Annotated in this window: 17 protein-coding genes and 1 pseudogene; 10 read left to right on the top strand and 8 right to left on the bottom strand. The window is 67.8% G+C overall.

Annotated elements, in window-relative coordinates; translation table 11 throughout:
* Positions 1 to 71 precede the first annotated feature (71 nt).
* The 3 genes from V4Y04_RS27210 to V4Y04_RS27200 all read left to right on the top strand — a co-directional run bounded on the left by V4Y04_RS27210 (position 72) and on the right by V4Y04_RS27200 (position 1,422).
* Positions 72 to 500, top strand: coding sequence for a hypothetical protein (locus V4Y04_RS27210; protein WP_332430969.1), 429 nt, complete (start codon positions 72 to 74; stop codon positions 498 to 500).
* A 39-nt stretch (positions 501 to 539) separates the two neighbouring features.
* A complete protein-coding gene (locus tag V4Y04_RS27205; protein ID WP_332430968.1) occupies positions 540 to 719 on the top strand; it encodes a hypothetical protein in 180 nt (59 codons plus the stop codon).
* A 217-nt stretch (positions 720 to 936) separates the two neighbouring features.
* Positions 937 to 1,422 carry a GNAT family N-acetyltransferase gene (locus tag V4Y04_RS27200; RefSeq protein ID WP_332433020.1) on the top strand — a complete coding sequence of 162 codons (486 nt, stop codon included), beginning with the start codon at positions 937 to 939 and terminating at the stop codon, positions 1,420 to 1,422.
* Between the two features lie 53 nt (positions 1,423 to 1,475).
* Here V4Y04_RS27200 and V4Y04_RS27195 read toward each other — a convergent pair.
* Positions 1,476 to 1,922: pseudogene (locus V4Y04_RS27195) on the bottom strand (transposase); the annotation flags it as partial.
* A 53-nt stretch (positions 1,923 to 1,975) separates the two neighbouring features.
* Here V4Y04_RS27195 and V4Y04_RS27190 point away from each other — a divergent pair.
* The 4 genes from V4Y04_RS27190 to V4Y04_RS27175 all read left to right on the top strand — a co-directional run bounded on the left by V4Y04_RS27190 (position 1,976) and on the right by V4Y04_RS27175 (position 6,822).
* Positions 1,976 to 2,743: a hypothetical protein gene (locus V4Y04_RS27190; protein ID WP_332430967.1), complete on the top strand. Its 768-nt coding sequence runs from the start codon at positions 1,976 to 1,978 to the stop codon at positions 2,741 to 2,743.
* A gap of 290 nt (positions 2,744 to 3,033) precedes the next feature.
* Positions 3,034 to 3,378 carry a hypothetical protein gene (locus V4Y04_RS27185; RefSeq protein ID WP_443080096.1) on the top strand — a complete coding sequence of 115 codons (345 nt, stop codon included), beginning with the start codon at positions 3,034 to 3,036 and terminating at the stop codon, positions 3,376 to 3,378.
* A 73-nt stretch (positions 3,379 to 3,451) separates the two neighbouring features.
* On the top strand, positions 3,452 to 5,701 hold the full coding sequence (locus V4Y04_RS27180) for a DUF6571 family protein (RefSeq protein ID WP_332430966.1): 2,250 nt from the start codon (positions 3,452 to 3,454) through the stop codon (positions 5,699 to 5,701).
* Between the two features lie 263 nt (positions 5,702 to 5,964).
* Positions 5,965 to 6,822: a hypothetical protein gene (locus V4Y04_RS27175; protein WP_332430965.1), complete on the top strand. Its 858-nt coding sequence runs from the start codon at positions 5,965 to 5,967 to the stop codon at positions 6,820 to 6,822.
* A gap of 89 nt (positions 6,823 to 6,911) precedes the next feature.
* Here V4Y04_RS27175 and V4Y04_RS27170 read toward each other — a convergent pair whose 3' ends face one another.
* The 7 genes from V4Y04_RS27170 to eccB all read right to left on the bottom strand — a co-directional run bounded on the left by V4Y04_RS27170 (position 6,912) and on the right by eccB (position 14,302).
* A complete protein-coding gene (locus V4Y04_RS27170) occupies positions 6,912 to 7,214 on the bottom strand; it encodes a WXG100 family type VII secretion target (protein WP_332430964.1) in 303 nt (100 codons plus the stop codon).
* 49 nt (positions 7,215 to 7,263) lie between these two features.
* Positions 7,264 to 7,605: a WXG100 family type VII secretion target gene (locus tag V4Y04_RS27165; RefSeq protein WP_332430963.1), complete on the bottom strand. Its 342-nt coding sequence runs from the start codon at positions 7,603 to 7,605 to the stop codon at positions 7,264 to 7,266.
* A gap of 102 nt (positions 7,606 to 7,707) precedes the next feature.
* Positions 7,708 to 8,898, bottom strand: a complete 1,191-nt coding sequence (locus tag V4Y04_RS27160) for a S8 family serine peptidase (RefSeq protein WP_443080095.1) — start codon at positions 8,896 to 8,898, stop codon at positions 7,708 to 7,710.
* A gap of 122 nt (positions 8,899 to 9,020) precedes the next feature.
* A complete protein-coding gene (locus tag V4Y04_RS27155; RefSeq protein ID WP_332430962.1) occupies positions 9,021 to 10,781 on the bottom strand; it encodes a WXG100 family type VII secretion target in 1,761 nt (586 codons plus the stop codon).
* Positions 10,778 to 11,215: a hypothetical protein gene (locus V4Y04_RS27150; protein WP_332430961.1), complete on the bottom strand. Its 438-nt coding sequence runs from the start codon at positions 11,213 to 11,215 to the stop codon at positions 10,778 to 10,780. The genes V4Y04_RS27155 and V4Y04_RS27150 overlap by 4 nt, the downstream gene beginning before the upstream one ends.
* Before the next feature lie 255 nt (positions 11,216 to 11,470).
* Complete coding sequence (mycP, locus tag V4Y04_RS27145; RefSeq protein WP_332430960.1) at positions 11,471 to 12,748, bottom strand: type VII secretion-associated serine protease mycosin; 1,278 nt, start codon at positions 12,746 to 12,748, stop codon at positions 11,471 to 11,473.
* Between the two features lie 18 nt (positions 12,749 to 12,766).
* Complete coding sequence (gene eccB, locus V4Y04_RS27140) at positions 12,767 to 14,302, bottom strand: type VII secretion protein EccB (RefSeq protein WP_332430959.1); 1,536 nt, start codon at positions 14,300 to 14,302, stop codon at positions 12,767 to 12,769.
* Positions 14,303 to 14,551: 249 nt separating this feature from the next.
* On the opposite strand from eccB, the gene eccE reads away from it, so the two are divergent.
* From eccE to V4Y04_RS27125, 3 genes are all read left to right on the top strand, one after another.
* Positions 14,552 to 15,883, top strand: coding sequence for a type VII secretion protein EccE (gene eccE, locus V4Y04_RS27135; RefSeq protein WP_332430958.1), 1,332 nt, complete (start codon positions 14,552 to 14,554; stop codon positions 15,881 to 15,883).
* Positions 15,880 to 16,692: a hypothetical protein gene (locus V4Y04_RS27130; protein WP_332430957.1), complete on the top strand. Its 813-nt coding sequence runs from the start codon at positions 15,880 to 15,882 to the stop codon at positions 16,690 to 16,692. The genes eccE and V4Y04_RS27130 overlap by 4 nt, the downstream gene beginning before the upstream one ends.
* 352 nt (positions 16,693 to 17,044) lie before the next feature.
* Positions 17,045 to 20,272 carry an SCO5717 family growth-regulating ATPase gene (locus tag V4Y04_RS27125; RefSeq protein WP_332430956.1) on the top strand — a complete coding sequence of 1,076 codons (3,228 nt, stop codon included), beginning with the start codon at positions 17,045 to 17,047 and terminating at the stop codon, positions 20,270 to 20,272.
* The last annotated feature ends 259 nt before the right edge of the window (positions 20,273 to 20,531 follow it).

The following is a 20,531-nucleotide window of genomic DNA, read 5'->3' as shown; positions in this document are numbered from 1 at the left end:
TACTTACTGTCGCTCTCCTCACCATCGCCCTCGCCGCCTGCAACCCGTCGGACGACGGGTTCTCATACCCCGTGCCAGACAATATCTGTGGCATTCCCGCAGGCAAGAGCGTTCTAGAATCGCTGCTCCACGATGGCAATGAACTAAAGCAGGACACCGGGCACTTCACGCGGGAAGAAGGACAGTTCTGCCACATGTATGTGGACGGGAACGAGGCTGTTGTCAGCGATGGCAACTGGCACGAGAGTGGATATGAGCTGCGCGACCTCTTCCAGGACTATGAAGTAAAAGGTCTGCGCTACTTCGAGGCAGGTAAGTTCGCCTCCTGGCATCGCGGGGTAGCGACAGTGATCCCATGCCCTGGAGTCAGTGAGGAGGGCGACGTTCTGTCTTTGGAAGTCAAGGACATGAAGTGGAACGACGAGTCGCAAGCCCTGTTGGAGAAGCTCGTCCCTTCATACTTCGACGCCTACAAGAAAAAGCTCGGATGCCAGCCTTGAGCAGCAGCACTGGCTAAAAAGCAAAGCGAAGGGCTGATCGTGTTCCAGAGTTCACGGACACTCGTACTGGGCATCTGCATGGCCGTTGGCGGGCTCGCTGGCGGGGTGCGCTCCGCGGTGGGCGGAGAAGGGATCTGGAAGACCCTCGGTGTCTTCGGCGTGGGGGTGCTCGGCGTACTCATCGTCGTGAGCTACTTCGTCCACCGCGCGGACCGTTGAGCACCACGTTTCCTAGTGCTGTGGCCGGGAAGGTTCACCGGGGTGGGGTCGTGGTGGTAGATGACGTCGCGGAGTGGCTGTTGGGTTGCTTCGAAATCGTTGGACGCCCTTTGGGTTAGTCGGCGAGCATCCGCAGGTGACAGATGAAGCCGATTACTGGGGACCGTTCACGCGGAGCCCGAAGTGTGTACGTTTTGTCGAGCTGTCCGGCGGGGCGATGTCCGCTTTGCTCGATGGTGACCTGTCCGCAGCCAGCAGGGTGGCCGGGGTTTCGCTGACCGAGTACTTCGTGACCGACAGAGCACGGTGGCTATGGCAGTTCCGGCTCGCCCAGATGGCCGCCGATCCCGGCCAGGCGCGGTGGATGGTGCGACAAGCGGTCGTCGGCGACAAGGGTCTTGTCGTCGGACATGCCGGGTTCCACGGACCGCCTGATGAGGTCGGCATGGTCGAGATCGGCTACTCCGTTGCTCCCGACTTCCGTCGTCAGGGATATGCCCGATCCGCGCTGATCGAGTTGCTCCGCCGGGCAACGGCCGAAACCGCAGTGACGACTGTGCGGGCGGCGATCAGCCCCGACAACGTGGCATCCCTGGCCACGATCTCGGGCTTTGGCTTCGTTGAGGTCGGAGAGCAGTGGGATGAGGAGGACGGTCGCGAACTCGTCTTCGAGGTTCCTGCCCGCCGGGTTCCACCCGCTTGATGGGAAGGTTCACGGCATAACGCTGAGCTGTGACCGGCTGTCCGGCACGGTGGTCACGCCGCGGCAGCGAGTGGGCGTCCGCCCCAGCGGAGGCCTTTCTCACTGCGGATGCGGGCGCGTTCGCGGCGTTGAGCGGCCAGGACGTCGGGGTGGCGGGCATTGACGTTGCGCCAGCGCAAATAGGCGTGCAGGGCTCGGGTCTGGACGGTGTGGTTCGCATGGTGGGAGTTGGCCATGGTGAACTGCCGCAGCGGCCCGAAGTGTGCCTCGATCGGGTTCGCCCAGGAGGCGTTGGTCGGAGTGAAGCACAGCTCGACCTTGTTCTTCTTCGCCCAGGCGCGGATCTTCACTCCCTTGTGGGCGGAGAGATGATCCAGGATCACGTAGATCGGGGCGCCGTCCGGGCGGGCAGCCCGGATCGACTTCAGTGCCGCCAGGGTGTTGGCCGCCCCTTTGCGGCGACGGTTGACGCCCCACAGGGTGTCGTCGCCGATCGAGTAATGGGAGAGGCAACAGTGAACGAGCTCAATGATTCAAGGAAGTGTCTCAACTGATGAGCAATACCCCTCTGTCACACATGGGCACGGAGTCGACTCGTGCCCGTGCAGTGCGGCGTTCGCTTGCCCTCACCGCGCTGCTCGCCACAACCGCGCTCGCCTGCAGCCCTGCTTCCGACAAGGACGAGGCTGGACACAGCACGTCCCCCTCCCCCGCAACGACCAGCAGTACGGCGCTCGGGGAGACCTCCGCCGACGCTCGCATCGAGCAGGTGAACGAGACCATGCGGAAGACGCCGTTCAGCGCCATCGGCACGACCACTGCCTTCGACGAAGGGCAGCAGGAGATCCGGTGGAACCCCTCCCAGGGCCTGCACATCAAGCTCGTCGGAACTGGGGGTGACATGTACTGCAAGGATGGCGTGACCTATATGAGTGCGGATCTGCTGGCGAAGAACCTGCAGTCCAAGGGCGTACAGATCACCGTTCCCGACCGGCTCGACGACACCTATGTGACCACTGAGAGCGGGCAGGGATGCGATGCCTACTTCGCCGTACCGCCCGGCACGTTCGCCCCCGACAAGGACACCGAGATCGAGGGAGTGCCAGCGCAGGCCGTTGCGGCGGCATCGGGGTCCACTTCGGACGTCTACTACATCAGTGAGGAGGACCCTGCTCGTCTGCTGAAGATGGAGTCGACGCGCGACGGGCGCAAAAGCCGCACGACGTACACCGACTTCGGCAAGGAGACCAGCATCGTCCTTCCGAAGGCCGGCCAGGTCATGCCCCTGGAGGAGTTCCGTGAGGAGGTCAACGCGGGCTGATGCCGCCCCTGTGCGGGCGGTCACTCGTGGGTCCGTCACGTACGAAGTGCGTGACGGACGGGGTGCTCGGGTGCTGCCCTGGTCGGTGATGGCAGGCAACGGTCGCGGCGGACGAACGCCCTTGTGATCCACAAGTCGGCCTGGTTGTTAGCCTGTCGGGCGCACGCCAATCGAGTGGACGGGGACATGAAGGCATGGCGGAGCAGTACGGGAACGTCGGTGGGGCCGGGCAACCGGTCGGTATGCGGCTGAATCAGTACCCGGCGGATCCAGGAAGCTCGCCGGGGCCTGTGGGCGGTGGCCGGAAGGACCTGGCGTCCAGCCCCGCTCAGAAGAAGGCCGCGGCCAAGGCCATCGAGGAGAACATCGAGCCCGACACCCGCAAGGCCGGCGACTGGGCGGACGAGGAGACCAACGCCGCGGTCAAGGCCTTCGCCGCGAAGGACGGCCACGGGTGGGTCACCTCCACGGCGCTGAAGAAGGCGCACAAGACCTGGGGTGAGCAGGTGCAGAACCTGATGTCCCGTCTGAGTTCTGAAAAGGAAGCCCTGCGCAGCACCAACATCCTTTTCCAGAACACCGACTTCGGCGTCGGACAGGGCGTGCGCCAGTCGTCCAACCTGGACGCCTACTGAGCTGCCCACTCCCGCCACCGACCGTTCACGCCGACGCGCACCACGGGGACCCATGCCGACGTACCACGAGATCATGACGACCGACCTGGCCACGCTCACCAGCGCAGCCGACGGCTGGGACGACATGGCCAAGGAGTTCAGCAAGCAGGAGAAGGCCTACAAGCGGGACGTGCACGGCATATCCATGGGCCAGACCTGGCTGGGGCTGAGCGCAGACGCTGCCAACTGGCGCTTCGACACCACGCTGACGGAGTATCAAAACGCCCAGACCGAGGCGAAGGCCATCGCCTCCCTCCTGCGCGACGCCCACACCCAGTTCGTCGACCTCCGCGGCAAGCTCAGGGCGGTCCGCCAAGATGCCATCGGCAACGACATGAAGGTGTCCGAGCAAGGCGTCGTCTCCTATGACACCCAACGGCTCAGCGAGAGCACACGCACCGCCTACCGCCACGACCTCGATTTTCAGGAGAGCGTCCGCAAGAGCGTCCGCTCCTGGCAGGACCGCATCGACCAGCTCGTCAAGGCCGTCACCGACGCCGACAAGGGCGTCGAGATCGCCTTCAACGCCGTCGTCGTCGATACCGACCTCCAGGACGGCACGTTCAACGGCTTCAACGGCCGGGCGAAGGGCGACATCGAGAAGTACGAGGCCGAGAACGCCGAGAACATCGCCACGAGGATCGCGGGAGGCGAGAAGGTCCCCGCCGCGCAACTCGCCGAATTGGACCGCGCGTTCCGAGACAACGCCAAGAGCAAAGAGTTCACACAAACCCTCCTCAGCGGTCTGGGTGCTTCGGGGACCATGAAGCTCACCAACCGGCTCAGCACGCTCAGCCACGGCGGCAAGGACAGGGGAACGTTTGCGGGTCTTCAGGAGGGCTTGGCCAGCTCCCTGGCGACAGCGACGAAGAACCCCGACTCCACTTTCTACAAGAAATTCCGCACCGACATGCAGAAGGTCGGTGTCCAGAAGTTCGATCTCGACGTCGCCAACCAGAAAATTTCAGTCGGTTTCGGACACGGTCAGCAAGTGCGTGGCTACCAGAGCCTGGTCACTCTGATGCAAACGGGCGACGGATACTCCGGGCAGTTCCTCAAGGACCTGGCCACCGACATTCGAGCCGTCGAAGACAAGAAACAGGGCGGGGACCCGGACGTATGGGACCTCAGTGGCCGCTTCAGTGGAAAGGACGACGGCTGGTTCGCCAATGATCCGCTCGACGGCGTGCTGGGCATCATGGCCAAGGACCCGAGCACGACCATCAGCTATCTCGACCCAGGCCCCGACGGAAAGAACGGCAACCTCACGTACCTGCTCGCGGAGCGGGATTGGAACCATGTCGACACCACTCGTTGGCAGGGCAAGGTCGAGGTGACGGGTGAGGACACTTTCGACCAGGATGTACGAGCAGGACTGGGACTCGCGCTGGCCGCAGGCGCCACGGGCAATGTGGCGGGAGCCGATGGAACCGAATTCAGTCGCCACACGGCCGCGCAAGCCCGTGTCATGCACGCCACGGTCAACCTCTTGGACTACGGACATGCTGACGGCACGTTCGGTGAGGACAAGAAGGAGCCGCGCACCGGGAAGGCCGACGAACTGCTGGCCGGTGATGACTACGCCGCCTTGCGCGGGCCTCTCTCTCAGGCACTTGCCGACTACTCACCGGATGTTGTGGAGACCATCAACGGCGACGCTCCGGGCGGCCGCGCCGGCGAGGCGGAAATCTACGAGAATGGCGAGGATTCCCAGATTCAGAACAGCCGCAGCAGCTTGATACGCATGATGCGTGGCGTATCGGAAGCAGACGACATCCAGAACTTCGAGCGCATTTATCACGCGCAACAGGGTTACATGTCCGAGCAACTGATGGACAAAGATTTCCCGAACGCTACCGCTGCCCTGAACGAAGCCCGCAAGTATGGCGAAGTCACCGGTGCTCTTAACGCCGTCGGCGGTGACGTAAAGATGGACGTACACGACGACAAGATTTCCGATGCAACCGATACACGGTTCTACGGCTACCACATCGGTGGCGGCATGATCACCAATATTCCGATAGTAGGAGACATGTCCCAACGCCTGGTGGACATCTCTCTCAATAACTGGCTGGCGGGAGTACAAGCAGAAGAGGGTTCCTTGGCAAAGGAGGAATTGAACCGGAGCAACGACGTAGCGCAAGACAACATCGACCGCTACTTCGACAGGTGGGGCAAGGAACGAAGCCTGGCCCCAGAGGTCGCCGAGGACGCCGCCGGCGAGGCCCAGCAGAGTTATATTTCCGGACGGCAGACCGCGTACGAGGCTCTGCGGTCCCGCTGAGCCCAAGCCCGAGACAAGGAATCGATACACACATGTCTCCCAGTCCACACAGGAAGAAGTCACTGCTCATCGCTGCGGGAACGCTGGTTGCCATCAGTACTCTTGTCTCGGCGCACATGTGGCAGAACACGAATGTGCTGGGGTCGGCATCATTCTGCGACCAGCGGGTGGAGTCTGCGGACGCACAGGGTGCCCTGAATTCCTCGGGCCGGGTCTCGGAAGGACGTGTGCAAAGCTCCCCCGGCAAGCCAGAATTCACGTGCGTGATCGAGCGCACCAGTCGCTTCCTCGGGGACACGGACCAGCAAGTCACCTTGACGACCGCGAACGAGGACGGACCCTTCCCGTACACCACTCATGTGTGGAAGAACCCCGGCGCACGTTCCTACTTCAAGGGCGAAACGAGCGGAGCCGTGGCCCCTACCGGGGGTTACGTCGTCCTGCCGAAGTCGTGCTGGGGCAAGGTGGGCAACATACGGGGAGCCCTCATCGTCCCGCCCGACGGCGACAGTGTGTCCGTCGTCGAAGCCACCGTGACGAAGGGCCAGGCCGACCCGGAAGGGCTGGCCCAACTTCTGACCCGCGTAGCGCGGAAAGTCACCGCGGACGCCGGATGCACCACCCCGGCGCTGAAGGATTCACCGGAACTCGCCGCACCTGACGCCGTGCGCACAACGGACGTCGGGAAGGTGTGCGGACTGCCGGGCTTCTCCTTGCCCGACGACGCCGTGCTCACCGGTGTCGCCGAACCCGATCAGGAGCAGATCAGCAAGGACGCGAAGGACGTGTGGGCGTGCGATCTGACCCTGGCCGGCAGTGCCGGGGCCGCCGTCTCCTTCGCCGCGACCTCGGACCGGGACATGGTCGACGCGGCCCTTCAGGACACTTACGGTTTCCACGAGCTGCCCAACGGGCACGGTGTCGCCTCCTTCGACCAAGCCGTTCTGCACTGCGCCGAAGGCGACGTGTACTTCGCTGCTCATTGGAACAGCGAGTACACCGGCGCCCTTTCGGACAAGCACGATGGGGTCCCGAAGGTCAAAAGAAACACGTTCAACACCTTCGTCACCTCTGCGGCCGACCTGTACTCCTGCCCTGACGTCACGCTTACGGAAAGCTGAGAAGACGGGATTGTGGACAGAGGACAGGGTGGACACCTCCCGCGCGTGTCCACCCTGTTCGCTTTCTGCGTGCGCTGTGCGCGGTTGCCCTACATGAAGTAGCTGGCGCCCTTCAGGTCGCCGCCGCGGTAGTCACCGCCGGCAGTGCCTACGCGCTGGCCGATGCTGACCAGTGCCTGGTGGATGCCGGAAGCGTGACGGTCCCACTCCTTGGTCTTCTTGGTGAACTCCTCGTACGCCTCGCCGCCCCAGCCCGCGGCCGCGTCCAGCACGGCCTTCTTGAGGGCCTCGAGGTCCTCCTCGAGCTTCTTGGCCTGGTTGCCGAGTTCGGTGGCGAGCGCGTCCATGGTGCCGTAGGTGACGGCGAGTTCGTCGTAATGGGCTCCGGACATGTCTTCCTCGTTTCCTTGAGAGCCGGCGGGTCGTTCTCGGGGTCTCGCGTCAGTAGCTGCTGAGTGCCGAGCTCTTTCCGCCGAGGTCGTCCATCGAGATCTTGGCGACGTCGGCCTCGATCTGGTCCTCGAGCTTGCGCTTGTCGGCCTTGTTCAGCTGGATGCCCTCGAGGAAGTCGTCGAGCATGCGGCCGATCGAGGCCATGTGGCTGTTGATCTCCGTCTGCTTCTTGTCGAAGGCGATGGCGCCCTGGCCCGTCCAGTTCTTCTCGATCATGTCGATCGTTCCCTGGAGGCGGGCGAGAGACTGCCTGATCGAGTCGTACCGGTCGACGACGTTCGTCTGGAGCTTCTCTACCTGGGCCTCGTAAAGCTTGCGGCCTTCAGCCATGTCGGCAGTCCCTTTCGTGAGAGCGGTGGTGCGGTGCGGTGTGGCACCGCGTGGTGGTGGGTGGTCGGCTGCGCCGGGGGCCGACTGTTGTGTGCGCCTTTTCTATGCGCGTCGTCGTGAGCGGATCACGGCGAAGGCGCCGCCCCCGATCACCAGGACCGCCGCTGCGGCTCCGAGGGTTACCCAGAGGGTGGTGTTGTCGGAAGTCCCCTTGTCGGAGGCGGCTGTTGATGTCTGGTCACCGCCATCCGACGTTTCCGGTTCCTTCGAGGGCTCGGGCGACGGTGAGGGGGAGGCGACCACGGGGTTACCCGAATCGTCCAGGAGGCCTATGGCGTTCTCCCTGGCGAGCGGGTCGGTGTCGGGCGGGCCGGGCTTGAAGTCCTCGTCCATCAGGACCCTGCGCGGACGGATCAGGCCGTAGCCGAGGTAAACACTCGGATCGTCCTTGGCCCAACTGCGGCCGGCGGTCTCGATGAGGCTGGCGAGGACCTGGTTGGCGGTCCAGTCGGGATGGGCGGACCAGATCAAGGCAGCAGCGGCGGAGGTGAGGGCGGTGGCGGCACTTGTTCCTCCCTGATCGCAATACGAGCGGAAGGTCGCGTCGCACCAGCCAGGCATGTCCAGTCCAGGAGCTGCCAAGTCGACGTAGTTTCCGTACTCCGAGAACTTCGCGACTTTCCCGGACTCATCCGATGCGGCAACACCGACTACATAGGGATAGGCGGCCGGGTAACCAATGAGGCTCTTCTTTTCCGCGTCATTTCCCACGGAGGCGAACATCAGCTTACCCTTGGATTGGGCATACTTTACGGCAGCCTCCGTTTCAGAGTCGCCACCGCCACCAAACGACATACTGATGATTTCGGCATCGCTGTCAGCAGCGGCTCTGATCGCCTCGGCCGGGTTGGGAGTCTTGCTTATCTCCGCCTTGTCCTTCAGGACATCGGTGAAAACAATCCGGTAAGGTACGATTCTGGCTCCGGGAGCAAGCCCCTTTATGCCTCCGTCCGCGCCGGTACCAGCGATCAGTTCCGCCATGGTTGTGCCATGACCATCGTAATCATCAGTGGCCCCATAAGCGACAGCTTGTGGCACTTCGTCCGCGAGCACCTGCCCTTTCAGGGACGGAGTTTCAGGGTTGACACCAGAGTCGATGACCGCAACCTTGACTCCCTTTCCGGTGCTCACCTTCCACATCTCATCGACTTTCATCGCCGACAGGTACCACTGCTGCGACTGGGCGTCTGCAGATGCTGCACCGGACGTCAGACCTGCCGAGAGGATGACCACAGCCCCAAGTACTGAGCAGGCGCCAGCACCCCATCTTCTGTGACGCCTCCAGGCGGGCGCGCTCTGTTTAACGCGTCGGCTGAACCTTGACACCATTCCCCTGTCGTCCTTCTTCAGTCCGGTCAGTCGGTCGCCGAGGTGTCGCTACGTCGCTCATCGCGACGTGAACGATCCGCACCGGAGCTGCGGTTGCCCGTGGCACCACGTTGAGCCCCGGAGCCCTCAGAGGGGCGTCCGCTGTTCCTTGTGCCGGAAACCCTTCCATTGGGCATTCCGACGACACCGTCAGAGCTGCCGACGGAACGACGGGACGCCCGCCCTGTGTTCGATGTCGTAGGAGGCGTTCCGATCACCCCGTGTTGACCGGTCCTTTGTCCGGTCACGCGCGGGCCGGATGCGCCTTCACCACCGATGACCGTGCCGCGCGGCAGCTTGGAGCCGTTTCCGCCAGGCGCAGCACCCATGACAGGCCGTCCGCCGACAATGCCGTCGCTACTGCGCCCGGGGCCACTGCGGCTGGCCGGTGAGGCTCCCATGGCGCTCACAGGGCCGCGGGGGAAACCGCCGACCTGTCCGGGCACCGGTCCAGTGGGCTTCGGTACCCCACCGACGACGCCACGTCCCACGGGACCAGTTCCGTGGCTCCCTGACTGCCCCGGCACGGCGGTACGTCCCACTTGCCCCAGCGGGCCATTCCCACGGCTTCCCACCGGCCCCGGCATGGCGGCACGTGGGTTCTGGCCCACGGGACCAGGTCCCGTACGAGCTGCCGGGCCATTGCCTGCCGCGCCTCCGGCTCGGCCCTGCGCCGGAGGGGGACTCTTGACCGCGGGCACGCCGCTGGGTCCCGTGGTTCGTCCGGCGGTCCCGCGAAAGGCTGGTGGGACCACTCTGGTGGCGATGGGAGGAATCGGTCCCTGCTGACCAACGGGACCAGCTGTTGCCGGCGGTGTGGCCGTGGCCGGTTTCAAGGCTTCCTGCGGCGGCAATACACCAACGCTGTTGATCTCCGTACCGACTCGCCGGTCTGGACGTACAACGGGATCGACGGTCTCCTTGGCGGCGGGTGCTAGACCCCCTGTTGACTGGGACCGCCCGGCAGGGGAATTAACCGACTCTCGGTCCACGGTTGCCGAGTCACCGATCCCTGGGAGTCCCGGGACCTCCCGCTCCCGAGGAGGATCCACTCGGTCACCGCCCGACGGCGGCGGCACCCCCGCATCCGGCATCTTCGGGAAGACCGGTTCCTCCTCCTTCGCCATCGTTCCCGCTGACACCGTGTAGAACGACGCCAGCCGGTACATCTGGTTGATGGCTTCCTGGCGGTGGTCCTCCGCCTTCACCGCTGCCGTGTACTCGTCGTTGCTCTCGACCTGCTTGGCCTCGGGGATCTCCTTGACCAGTTTGGGGTCGGTGCGGTTGTCGCGCGGAGGCATGGACTTGCGGACGGAGGCGAGGCCGGAGCCGGCGGCCATGACCTGGGTGCCGACGACCTCGGCGTAGTCGGCGATGCCTTCGGCGGTCCTGACGAGGCTGGTGGCCCATTTGGTGAAGGCGGTCTGGGACTCGCCCTTCCAGTCGATGTCGCCAAGGAGATTGTCCTTGAGTTCGTCGGCGGCCTTCTGGATGGCGTCACGGGCGTCGACGAGGGCGGTGCCGGCGGACTCCAGGAGTTCCGGATTGGCGGACTCGACGATGTCGATCATCTGGTTGAGGTCGTAGTTCTCGAAGCTCGTGGAACCGAAGTGGATGCCCCGGACCGAACCCAATGGGCTGACGACGAGGCTGGTCATGTTCGTGACGGCGTCGAGCATTTTGTTCTGTGCCAGCGCCTCCCGCCGCTCCTCCTGGTGCAGGTCCGGCTTGTTCTCTTCGCCGCTCATGAGTACCCCGTGTCGGTCTGGCCAGCGCGGTTGTCCCGCTTGTTGTGCTGGTTGAGCATCTCTTCTCGCGTCTGGTTGACCTCGAGCCGGATGTCGTGGAACCGCTGACGTTGTTCCTCTTCGAGGTTGTCGAAGGTGACGTCCACGCCGTGTACGGCGATCTGCATGGCCTCCAGTTGGAGTCCCAGCGACTTGGAGAGGGCGGTGATGCGCTCGTGGACGCGCTCGTACTCCAGGTGGAGCATCTTGCCCTCCGGGAAGGCGCCGCTGCCGAAGGCCGTCTCCGGCAGGCTGTGGGCCCGGATCTTCGACGGGCCGCCCGGCGATTCCTCGAAGGTGGAAAGCAGGTCGTCCACCCGCTTCTTGAACGTCGACAACGCCATCACACCGCGGCGCAGATCCGCCGCGCCTCCGCCCCCGTATGCAGGAAGCACTCCGCTTTCCTCCCCGTTCTCCCCGTGCTGTGGCCTGATCCGCGCACGTCACCTGACAGCTGACGCGCTTGCGGTGATCACGACCGCAACCACAACGGATTCACAACGGAACCACTCTAGTGATCCGCACCGACAGTCCCAACTGCCATATCCAGTCGCGGTGCTGACACTGAGTAGACCCTCATCCGTCATTCACCGGACAATACGGCTACCACTTCGGTCACGGGCACCCCGACCGTGGTCCAGCGGTCTTTCTCACATTGCAGTGTGGTCCCTGCGAACGTCCGCCGGCCGGGGCCGTCGGCGTGCGTCCCGGATCGCCACCGCCGTTCCGCCCAGTCCTGCCACCAGGACCGCCGCGCCGACGGCGACGTAGGTCGCGAGGCGGGCGTTGCGTTCGTCGGCGGTTTCGCCGAGCGGGAGCTTCGCCGCGGCAGGCGCCTCGGCCTTGGTCAAGCCTTCGTCGGGACTGGGAGACTCGATCGGCCGGTCGTCCTCCGTCAGCGCGCGGACCGGGTCCACCACTCCCCAGCCGACCAGGCGGTCGTGGCCGGCGATGGTGCGTTCCGCGGTCTGTTCGATCTGGGCGACGATCTGGCGTGGGGTCCAGGTGGGGTGCTCGGCCTTGATGAGCGCAGCGATGCCCGCGACGTACGGCGCGGAGAAGCTGGTGCCGTTGTCGGAGCAGTGGCCGCCGCGGGGAACGGTGGAGATGATGTCGACGCCCGGGGCCGCCACGTCGACGAAGTCGCCGGACTGTGAGAAGGACGCGCGTTCGTTGTTGCGGTCGGAGGCGGCGACGGCGAGGACGCCCTCGTAGGAGGCGGGGTAGGTCTCCTTGGTGTTGCCGCCGAGTCCGCCGTTGCCCGCCGATGCGACGATGACGATCCCCTGGCCCAGGGCCTCCTTGACCGCCGCTTCCAGCTTCGGGTCCGGTTCGACTGCGCCCGCGGTGTCCTGGGAGATGTTGATGACGTGCGCACCGGCCTGGACGGCGTAGCTGATCGAGGCGGCGAGGGTGTCGGTGTCGCCGTGGCCCTCCGCGTCGTTCTGCTGGATCGGGATGATGGTCGCCTCGGGGGCCAGGCCCACGAAGCCGGTCCCGGCGGCGGGCCGGGCGGCGATGATGCCGGCGACCTTGGTGCCGTGGCCGACGGTGTCGGTGGTGCCGTTCTCGTTGCCCCGGTCGATGGGGTCGCCGTTCTCGTCCTTGAGGCCCTTGGGCAGGAAGTTGTGGCCGCTCTTCACGTCCACCGCGTTCTTCAGCTGCGGGTTCTTCACGTCGACGCCGGTGTCGATGACGGCGACCCTTACGCCCTTGCCCCTGGACTCGCTCCACAACTCGTCGAGTTGGACGCGTTGGAGGGACCAAGGGCGGCCCGGGTAGGTGGCGTTGGGGTATTCGCACTGGCCGGAGAAGGAGTCCTCCGCGGCGGCCGGGGGTGCGATGGCCAGGCAGGCCGCCGTCATCAGGGTCGCGGCGGCTGCCGTCGGAAGAGGGAGAGGCAGGGGGCGGGGGCGCTTGCGTCGCATGGTGGGTGGTGTCCTCCGTTACGAGCCCTGCGGCTGGCGTGCCGCGGCCGTGGATAGGCGGGGGCCCGTGGGGAGGAACGCGGACCAGGCGGCGGGAATGGGCGCGGGGGCCACGTCGGCGTAGCCCAGGCGTGTCTGGGCCTGCTGGGCCTCCTGCTCCAACTGCTTCCTCTCCTCGGCCGACATGCCGATCCCGACGTCGTCGGTGGCGCTGTCCGCGTTGGACTGCAGGACGTAGCGCAGGCCGGTGTCGGTGACCAGGAAGACGGGGCCCGCCTTCGTCTCCGCGCCCTTGAACTGGCGGTAGAGCTGACCGGAGCCGGGCGTGACGTAGGCGCTGGAGGAACCGGCGGGGAGGTCGGCCGGGAAGTCGGTGCCCGCCCAGGTGCTGAGGGTGGTGGCGCCCTTGCCGTCGACACCGCGCAGGACGGTGCAGACCGTGTTGCGGCTGCCCTTGGTGTCCGACGCCGAGTTGACCGCCTCGGGGGTGCCGGTCGGCCAGTCGTGCTCGGTGCCGAAGGGCTCGCCCGGGACGATCGCCCCGGGGCTCATGTCCAGTGCCTGACCGGCCTGTCCGACCTGAGCCAGGTCCTTGCTGAACAGCAGGAGCTGGGCGACGAAGGCGGACACCGGGGCGACCCGGCCGGGCAGCACGACGTAGTGCTGCTCCTTGTTGTTGTCGAACGCCTTGAGCACCGTGCCGACCTTGTCGGCCGACTCGCCGAGCCGGCCGGGGGCGTTCGCGGGTGCGCCGGGCGTGCTCCCGATGTCCGGGAAGGTGATCGGGTCTCCCTGGTGGAGGGCCGCCAGCCATTCCCGGGACACCCGCTGGGGCTCGCGCCCGGAGCCGACGACCGTGCGCAGCAGCAACTCCAGGTCGGCACCGGTGTCCACCCCGTCGACCTGATACGCCGTACCGCCCGAGTCCACGATGAAACGCTTGCCGTCGGGTGCCACCACGTAGAGCAGTTCGCCGCCGGTCAGCTTCTGCTTGCCCTCGGTCAGTTTCCTCTCGCGGTCGGCGAGGACCAGCGCGGCCTTCTGGATGGACCGGCCGCCCGCGCTCGGACGCTCACAGACCACCCACCGCTTGGCGGCGCCCGCCTCCTCCTCGGAGGGCAGGCGGTCGGGGGCGTACGGGATGCCGATGGTGAGGCCGTGCGGGATCCTGCCGCTGTCCAGGAGCGACTCGCTCACGGTGACGACGTCGCCCTTTCCGGGGGCGAGGAGGAGCTTGGCGGACGCCATGTTGAGCACGGGGTGCAGCTGGGTCTCGTCGCCGGTCTTCAGGACGACGTACCGGGTGGTCGACTTGCCGGCGATGATCACCTTCTCGTTCGGAGTGTCCCAGCCCTTGGGCGCGGTGGGCTTGAACATGCCCCAGGCGCCGAACACGGCCATGACGATCACGCCGATGACGAGTCCGGGCACCACGCCCCGCAGGGGGCGCGGCGCACCTTCCTCGGAGCCGTGCGGGAACGACTGGACGAAGGCCGCGAGCAAGCGGCGCTTCGCGAAGGTGTAGGCGTTGAGTTGATCCCGCCGAGATGCCATTGGTGAGTGTCTCTCCCCGTGTCCCGCCCGTGTGCGTCCGCGTCCCGCCCGTGTGCGTCCGCGTGCGCCCGTGTGCATCTGGGCAACGCCGGGGATCACCGTCCCCTGCCCGCGGGTGTCGGACGCGGCCCCTACTATGCCTGGTGTGAGGGGGGAGTTGAGGGCCGGGTAGGGTGCCTGGGCCCTTCGGGGCCTGGTGCGATTCCGGAGTTTCAGCGAGTTGTGGGCGAATCGGGGGGGGATGGAGTGATGGTTTCCGGAACGCGGGCATCGAGCCGTGACCGAACGGGGGCCCGCGGCTCCGCCGGGCGAGGGCCGGGGCCGCGGGCGACGCGGCAGCCGTCCGCGCAAGGCGGTCTCCATCTCAGGCTGCGTGCGGGGCGGCCGGGTTCGTTCCAGCTGCAACGGATCGTCCTGCTGGAGCTCGCGGCCGCCGTCCTCCTCACCGGGTGGGCCCTCGGCACCGTGGCACTGGTGCCCGCCGCCGTTGTCGCCGTCGCGTTGGTCCTGCCGGCCTTCGTACGTCGCCGGGGCCGCTCCCTGCCCGAATGGGTCGCCACGGCACGGGCCCTGCGCGTCCGGCAGAAGCGCGCACCGGAGCTGGTGGCAGCGCCCGGCACCGAGCCGGGACTCGCCCCGGCCCTGGAGTGCGATCCGAGCCTGCGCACGTACGCGTACGGCGGCCGGGAGCGGCGGCCCGTCGGCATCGTCGGGGACGGCACCTTCGTCACCGCGGTGGTGCAGGTGGAGGGGGACGCCACCGCCCTGCGCGCCGAGCGGAGCCGGCGGCCGCTGCCGCTGGCCCTGGTGCGGGACGCGCTCGAGGTGGACGGAATCCTCCTGGAGTCGGCGCAGATCGTGCTGCACACGCAGCCCGCGCCCGCGCTGCACTTGCCGCGTCAGTCCGTGGCCGTCAGCAACTACGCGCCGTTGCAGGAGCAGACCGGCGCTCCCGCGGTACGGATCACCTGGATCGCGCTGAAGGTCGCCCCGGAGCTGTGTCCGGAGGCCGTGGCGGCCCGGGGCGGCGGCTTGGTCGGCGCGCAGAAGTGCGTCGTGCGGGTCGCCGACCACCTCGTCAGCAGGCTGGCCGGCGCCGGGTTCCGCGCCACGGTGCTCGACGAGGAAGAGCTGACGTCGGCCATCGCCACGTCGGCCTGTGCCAACCCGCTGGTGACGGCCGAGGCGGGGCGGGTGAACCGGCAGGAGAGACGCACCGAGGAGTCCGGCCGGAGCTGGCGCTGCGACAACCGCAGGCACACCACGTACTGGATCCGCAGATGGCCTCACCTGGGCGGCGACCGCGGGATCTCCCTGGCCCAGTTCGTCGCGCGGGTCACGGCGGTTCCCGCGCTCGCCACCACGGTCAGCCTCACCCTCGCGCGCGCGGACCGGGCGGACCGGCAGGAGATGTCGCTGCGGGGCCATCTGCGGGTCACCGGGCGCAGCTCCGAGGAACTGACCGAAGCACGGCATGCGTTGGAGAGTGCCGCGCGGGAGGCCGGCGCCGCGCTGACGCGGCTCGACCGGGAACAACTGCCGGGCGTGCTCGCCACTCTGCCCCTCGGAGGTGTTCGATGACCGCCATGACGACACGGACCGTTGACGGGCCGGACGGGTACGGCGTGCCGGGGGCCGCGGACTCATCGGCCGGTGCGCAGCCGCCGGTGGCCCGGCGGGCGCGCGGCCTGCTGCGCGCCGGTTTCGGTCTGCTCGGCCCACGCCACGGCCGCCACATCCTGTCCGCGGCGGGCGTGGACACACTGTCACTGCCCATCGGGGACGACGGGGTCGTCATCGGGGTGGACGCCGAGGGACAGGCGGCGGTGTTGGGGCTGAACCGGCCCACGCCGTACGAGGTCGTGCTCATCGGCGGTCTGTGGACGGCCCAGGTGTTCGCGCTGCGGGCCGCGGCGATCGGCGCGCGGGTGGCCGTGGAGACCGGGCGGGCGCAGGCGTGGGCGCAGCTGGTCCACGCCATGGGCGGCGGTCAGAACGGGCTCGCGGTCTACGACGTGGGGCGGGTACCGCCCCTGGGTGCCTCGGCCGGCATGCCGGTGCTGGTGGTGCGCGACTGCGGCATGCGGCCGCCGCGGGGACGCGTGGTCTCCGGGCCCTGGAAGTCGGTGCTGACGCTTCTGCCCTATCTCAGCCCCGTCGCGCCCCGGCTGATCCGGCAGGCGCGCCTTGTGGGCGTGCAGCGGATATCGCCGGACGAGGCGGGGGAGTTGGGCCGCTCGATGGCCTTGCCCAGGGGTGACGTGGACGCGTTGCCGACCCTCGCGGACGGCGTCACTCTCTGGTGTGCCGACCGCGATCGGCAGTACGTGATGACCCAGCCGACGGACACCGAGCTCGGGTTGCTGGGTACGCCGCGACGAATGGACTGAAGGCGCGGCCGCTCGACGGCACATGAGCGGAGTGTTTCGGTGCGTCCCTTCTTCGGCGCGGAACTCGCCTTGGCATGCGAAGCGTTGTCCGGCGCGCCCGCGGACATGGTGATGCCGCCGGCCAGGCCGTGACGGAACGGACGTGTACTGAGCGGCGGACGGGCCTGCCGGTGTGCCGACATCGACGATTAGGCTGGGACCGGGCGTCGGTGTCCCCAGGGGAGCCGGTGGGTCGGACGGCCGTGAATCGGACGAACTCGCAGCGCCCTCAAACGGCCTCGGACAAGTCTGGACGACAAGAAAAGGTCGCCTCAGCACGGCGTGAGGATGTTCGACCACACCAGGAGGAACTGTGAGCAGCGATCGGGACGGGACGCACGGGGGCTGGGCGACACCCGGCGATGGCCAGCCCGATGCGGAGTCCGCCGTCGAGACGACGGGCGAGTTCACCATCGACTACGCGCCGCCGGCCTGGTACACGCAGAACGCTTCGGGGAGTTATGAGCCGAAGCCGGAGTCAGGGGCGAGGACGGAGGCGGGGGCGGATTCGAGGGCCGGCACCTCGTACTCTCCTCCCGCTTCCCCAGGGCCTGTTCCGCCGTTGCCCGGGTTGACTCCGCCGCCGCACGCGGTCGGTGCTCCGGGGCCTTCGTCCCCTCCGGCGCCGTCATCAGGGGCGCCTTTCGCTCCGCCCGCGCCCGCGCCGGGCGCGCCCTTTGCACCGCCCGCGCCCGCGCCGGGCGCGCCGTTCACGCCGCCGGCTCCTCCGTCCGGGGGGCCGGGAGCCGTGCCACGGCTCCCGATGGGCAGCGGGTTCGAGCCGGAGCCGCAGTCGGCTCCCACGCCCGAGCCGGGCTCTGTTGTTCCTCCTGCGGCTGTGCCGGATCTTCCGGTCAGCGGGTTCGGCCGGGACTCCGGCAGCGGTGACCTCGAGAGCGGTGCCACCATCCGCCTCTCCGCCGCCGCGCTGAAGCAGGAGATCCAGAGCCGTGAGGCCGAGGCCGAAGCCGCGCCCGAGGCGGACGCGGGGCCGGAAACGCGGTCGGAGCCCGCCGGTGAACATGGCCTGACCGGCGACGACGAGCCCGCCGGAGACACGGACGAACTCAGGGACGACGTCCAGGACGACGAGCCCGCCGTTGCCTCCGCCCCCTTCGCTGCTGACGGCGCCGAGGACGGGGACACCGACATCGCCGACGCCTCCGAATCGTCTGCGAAGGCCGACGAAGGCGACGAGCACGCCACGAACGACGACTTCGGCAAGCCGGGGACGGAACCCGGGGCCGAGGCGGAAGCGCCCGAGCCCGGGGACGCGAAGCCGGTGAGCGACGAACCTGTGGCCGACGCGGTGCTCTCCGCGGCCAGCGCGACCGGCGCGCCCCGCGCGCCTGAGGACTCCGTACCTGCCTCGTCCGGCACCTCGGCCTCGGTGGCCTGGACTCCCCCGGCGCCGCCGGTCGTGCCGCCCCCGTCGCACCCCGTCGCACCGGCGCCTGCGAGCCAGTGGCCGGCCCAGCCGCAGCAGGCGCCGCAGACTCCTCCTGCAACACCCCCGGCACCGGTCGCTCCCGCACCGGCGCGGCCGGAAGACGCCGGCGTGTCTGCCCAGCAGCCGCCGCAGCCTCCCTTCCAGCCGCAGGCGCCGCAGCCCGCGCCCGCCGCCTGGAACACGCTGGACGGACCGACGCCACCGCACCCGGCACCCGCCCCGCCCACGCAGCAGCCGCAACCGCCCACTCCGCAGGCCGGATACGGATTCCCCCAGCAGCAGCCGCCGGCGCCGCAGGAGCACCCACAGCAGCTCGGAATGCCCCCGCAGCCGCAGCAACCGCAGGCTCCGCAGACCGGATACGGCTTCCCCCAGCCGGGCGCGCCCCTCCCCGGCCCCGGCCCCCAGGCCGGTTACGGCTTCCCGCCCGCCGGTCCCGCCCCGGCCACCCCGACTCCCCCGGCCCAGCCGAGTGGTTACGGATTCCCCCAGCAGCCGCCGGCGCCGCAGGAGCACCCACAGCAGCCCGGAGTGCCCCCACACCCGCACCCGCAGCAACCTCAGGCTCCGCAGCAGGGGTTCCCGCTCCAGCAGTCCCAGCCGCCGCAGAACCCGCAGGCTGCCGTACCGCCTCAGCACACCGCGCCTCATCCCCCGCAGGCGCAGCCGCCCGTCGATCCGCGTACCGGGGCCGCCTGGCCGCAGCCCATCCGGCACGACCAGCGGCAGCAGACCAACCCCGGTGCCGCGCCGCTCGGTTACACGGCGGCGGTGGAATTGTCGTCGGACCGGCTGCTCAACAGCAGGAAGCAGAAGGCCAAGAGCAGCCGTCCCACGGCAGGGGGGTCGCGTTTCAAGCTGGGCGGCAAGAAGGAGGAGGCCGAGCGGCAGCGGAAGCTGGAGCTGATCCGCACTCCGGTGCTGTCCTGCTACCGGATCGCCGTGATCAGCCTCAAGGGCGGTGTCGGCAAGACGACCACGACCACCGCGCTCGGCTCCACGCTCGCCACCGAGCGGCAGGACAAGATCCTCGCGATCGACGCCAACCCCGACGCCGGTACGCTCGGCCGCCGGGTGCGGCGGGAGACCGGGGCCACCATCCGTGACCTGGTGCAGGCGATCCCGCACCTCAACTCGTACATGGACATCCGGCGGTTCACCTCGCAGGCGCCCTCCGGTCTGGAGATCATCGCCAACGACGTCGACCCCGCCGTCTCGACGACGTTCAACGACGAGGACTACCGGCGGGCGATCGACGTCCTGGGCAAGCAGTACCCGATCATCCTGACCGACTCCGGTACGGGTCTGCTCTACAGCGCCATGCGCGGCGTGCTGGACCTGGCCGATCAGCTCATCATCATCTCGACGCCGTCCGTGGACGGTGCGAGCAGCGCCAGTACGACGCTGGACTGGCTGTCGGCCCATGGGTACGCGGATCTCGTCTCACGGTCGCTCACGGTCATCTCGGGTGTGCGCGAGACCGGCAAGATGATCAAGGTCGACGACATCGTGTCGCACTTCCGGACACGGTGCCGTGGCGTGATCGTCGTACCGTTCGACGAGCATCTGGCCGCCGGGGCGGAGGTCGACCTCGACATGATGCGGCCGAAGGTGCGGGAAGCGTATTTCAACCTCGCGTCACTGGTCGCCGAGGACTTCGTCCGGCACCAGCAGTCGCACGGCCTGTGGACCTCCGACGGCAACCCGCCGCCGGTCGCCGCCCCGCCGCTGCCGGGCCAGTACGCTCCCGGTCAGCACACCCCGGGCCAGTACGCCCCGGGCTCGCCCTACCCGGGCCGGCAGGCACCGCACCCTCAGCAGGCCCCGCCTCCCCAGCAGCCTCCGCCGCAGCCGCAGCCCGGCCGGCAGCCGTACGCTCCGCCCCCCGCGCAGCCCGGTCAGCCCTACCCGCAGCCGGGTCACGGTCAGCCCCCGGCGCAGCCCGGTCAGCCCTACCCGCAACCGGCCCCGGGCCGGCCGTACCCCCAGACGCCCGGCTACGGCTATCCGCAGTCGGGTGGACCGGATCAGCACGGTCAGCCCGGCGGCGGACAGACGCCTCCTCCGCAAGGGCCGCCTCCGCAGCAGTAGCTGCCGCGCGCATCACCCGGTCGGCCCCTTTCGAGGGGCCGGTCCCGTTTTCGGCCCGCACCGTTCGTACGCGGTGCGGGCCGCTCCCGTTTCCGGGTCGTACCACGGCGTCAGGCGCTGGCCAGGAGCGTTTCAGTGGTCTCGACCAATGGGTGCAAAGGGCTCGTCAATTCGCTTTTTTCGCAGGCCACGTGGGGTGTGTGCGCCGTTGACGGCCGCAGATACCGCTGGTAGACACTCAGCACTCACCTGATCAGCC

Source organism: Streptomyces sp. P9-A2 (assembly GCF_036634175.1).
GTDB classification, from domain to species: Bacteria; Actinomycetota; Actinomycetes; order Streptomycetales; family Streptomycetaceae; genus Streptomyces; species Streptomyces pratens.
This window is presented reverse-complemented; position numbering and strand designations above follow the sequence as displayed.